We start from the raw sequence: 1,608 nt of genomic DNA, 5'->3' as shown, positions 1-1,608 counted from the left end.
GAGGCAGATCTTGTCGACTGGGCCGAACAGCACCACTCAGTACACCTGCCCGACGACGAATACCCGCACGCCGATACCCGCGCCGACGCACTGTGGGCGGCACAGTTCTGAATCAGGCGCCCCGCGGGCTTCGCTTGATCAATTCCACACCGAGGTCCTCGGGTGGTACCGGGTGACGTTTCGCGCAGCCGACCTCGACGACCGCGTCGGCGCCGCAATCGATATGGCTCAGCCGCAACTGATTGCGGCCCGGTAGGTGCCGTTGGCCCGATTGGAACATCGCCCACGCCATCGGCATGAAGTCGAGCCCGGACTCTAAAGCGGCGACCGTAAAGGGTTGAGCCGCCCCTGTAACCCGTTGCGGGCGAAGTGATCAGCGTGGCCGCCAGGGTAGATCAGCGCTGATATCATCGTCGCAGCGGCGATACCGTAAAAAATGTGTGCCTGAACATCACCGGGTTCTCCCATTCGAGAACACCGAGCGGAGTTCAACTACGACTGCGATCAGCAAGACATGCTCTTGCCGTGCATGATGTACCGAGTCGCGTTGTACCAGAATGCATCCAGCGCGGTCATAGCAGTGTCACGGGTGATCAACCATTGACCGTCTTTATTTACCAACACTATTGGCCCAGGCGGTGTGCTTCGGCGTCCGCGAGGAAGGGACACCGTCGCCCCGGCAGAGTGATTGGGCGCAGCAGCAATGTCTGTGACGACAAAGTGCGCCGGTAGGTAGGGGCCACACCCGCCGCCTATCCGCAGCCGGTTCAGATGGTCGTCGATGGTTTCGGCTTCATCGGGGGTGAATCCGGGCGTGACGATATTGGCTTTGTTCAGAGCGGGAATGTCCGGATCTGTCAACGCATTCATGAGGGCGACCACCTGATCAACCGACGGCCCAGAATCATTCGCATGAGCCGTTGCGGGAGCAGCCAGTGATACGACGAGCAGCAACGCGACAACTGCGCCCTTCATGCACCTACTGTAGCTGCGTTGGCTGCCACCCATCTGTGCGTCAACTGGCGGGATGGTGCGGCCACCGCGTTGCGGTTACTGGGGAAGCGGGCTCAGAGCCAGCCCGTGCGAGCCGCCGCAACCGGCTCGGCGGGTGCCGGCGCCAGCTCGCCGTCGCGCACGCCGTCGAGCATCCGCTTGACGGTGGCCACGATGTCGGGGGCCGCCGCGGCCAGGCCGGCCTTATCGGCGTCGCTGATCTGTTCCGGGTCGACGCCCGCGCGGGTCAGTATCGCGTCTGGGTCGGCCAGTTCGCCGGCCAGCCACCCGACGGGATCGGCCGATAGTTCGGGAGCGAAGTTGCGACGGCCAGGCTCCCAGTCGGTGAAGCGGGGATGGTGGTGCGCACGGTCCAACGTCCCAGGCGGGCTCTCGGTGGACCCGAACAGGTCCACTCGCCACACCGGCTTCGCGAGCGAAATCGGCACTCCGGCGTAGATTGAGCCTCGCGGTTCACCCTTGTCGACCATGCGCAGTTCCAGTCGAACCCCACGCTCGGGGGTTTCCTGACCTTCGTTCGGTGTCGGGTCGACGAAAAACATGTCTCCGATCACCACACCCAAGGTTTCGAATCCGAACGCTGCAAACATAATG

The 1,608-nt window shown here is 63.2% G+C and carries 3 protein-coding genes; all 3 read right to left on the bottom strand.

The features are described from left to right. Positions 1 to 112 precede the first annotated feature (112 nt). The 3 genes from AC2VOG_RS20500 to AC2VOG_RS20490 all read right to left on the bottom strand — a co-directional run bounded on the left by AC2VOG_RS20500 (position 113) and on the right by AC2VOG_RS20490 (position 1,604). Positions 113 to 280, bottom strand: a complete 168-nt coding sequence (locus tag AC2VOG_RS20500; protein ID WP_486941652.1) for a hypothetical protein — start codon at positions 278 to 280, stop codon at positions 113 to 115. A 224-nt stretch (positions 281 to 504) separates the two neighbouring features. Next, entirely contained in the window at positions 505 to 975 is a 471-nt protein-coding gene (locus AC2VOG_RS20495) for an MTB12 C-terminal domain-containing protein (protein ID WP_486941651.1), read from the bottom strand. A gap of 92 nt (positions 976 to 1,067) precedes the next feature. Beyond that, a complete protein-coding gene (locus AC2VOG_RS20490) occupies positions 1,068 to 1,604 on the bottom strand; it encodes a hypothetical protein (protein WP_486941653.1) in 537 nt (178 codons plus the stop codon). Between the last annotated feature and the right edge of the window lie 4 nt (positions 1,605 to 1,608).

The organism is Mycobacterium sp. TH-M11 (genome assembly GCF_057473725.1).
The sequence above is the reverse complement of the archived record's forward strand: the minus strand, read 5'-3'. Positions and strand labels throughout refer to the sequence as shown.

Excerpts from the sequence above, each read along its gene's own strand:
- AC2VOG_RS20500 (WP_486941652.1), bottom strand. The coding sequence starts at position 280 with ATGTTCCAATCGGGCCAACGGCACCTACCGGGCCGCAATCAGTTGCGG.
- AC2VOG_RS20495 (WP_486941651.1), bottom strand. The coding sequence starts at position 975 with ATGAAGGGCGCAGTTGTCGCGTTGCTGCTCGTCGTATCACTGGCTGCT.
- AC2VOG_RS20490 (WP_486941653.1), bottom strand. The coding sequence starts at position 1,604 with ATGTTTGCAGCGTTCGGATTCGAAACCTTGGGTGTGGTGATCGGAGAC.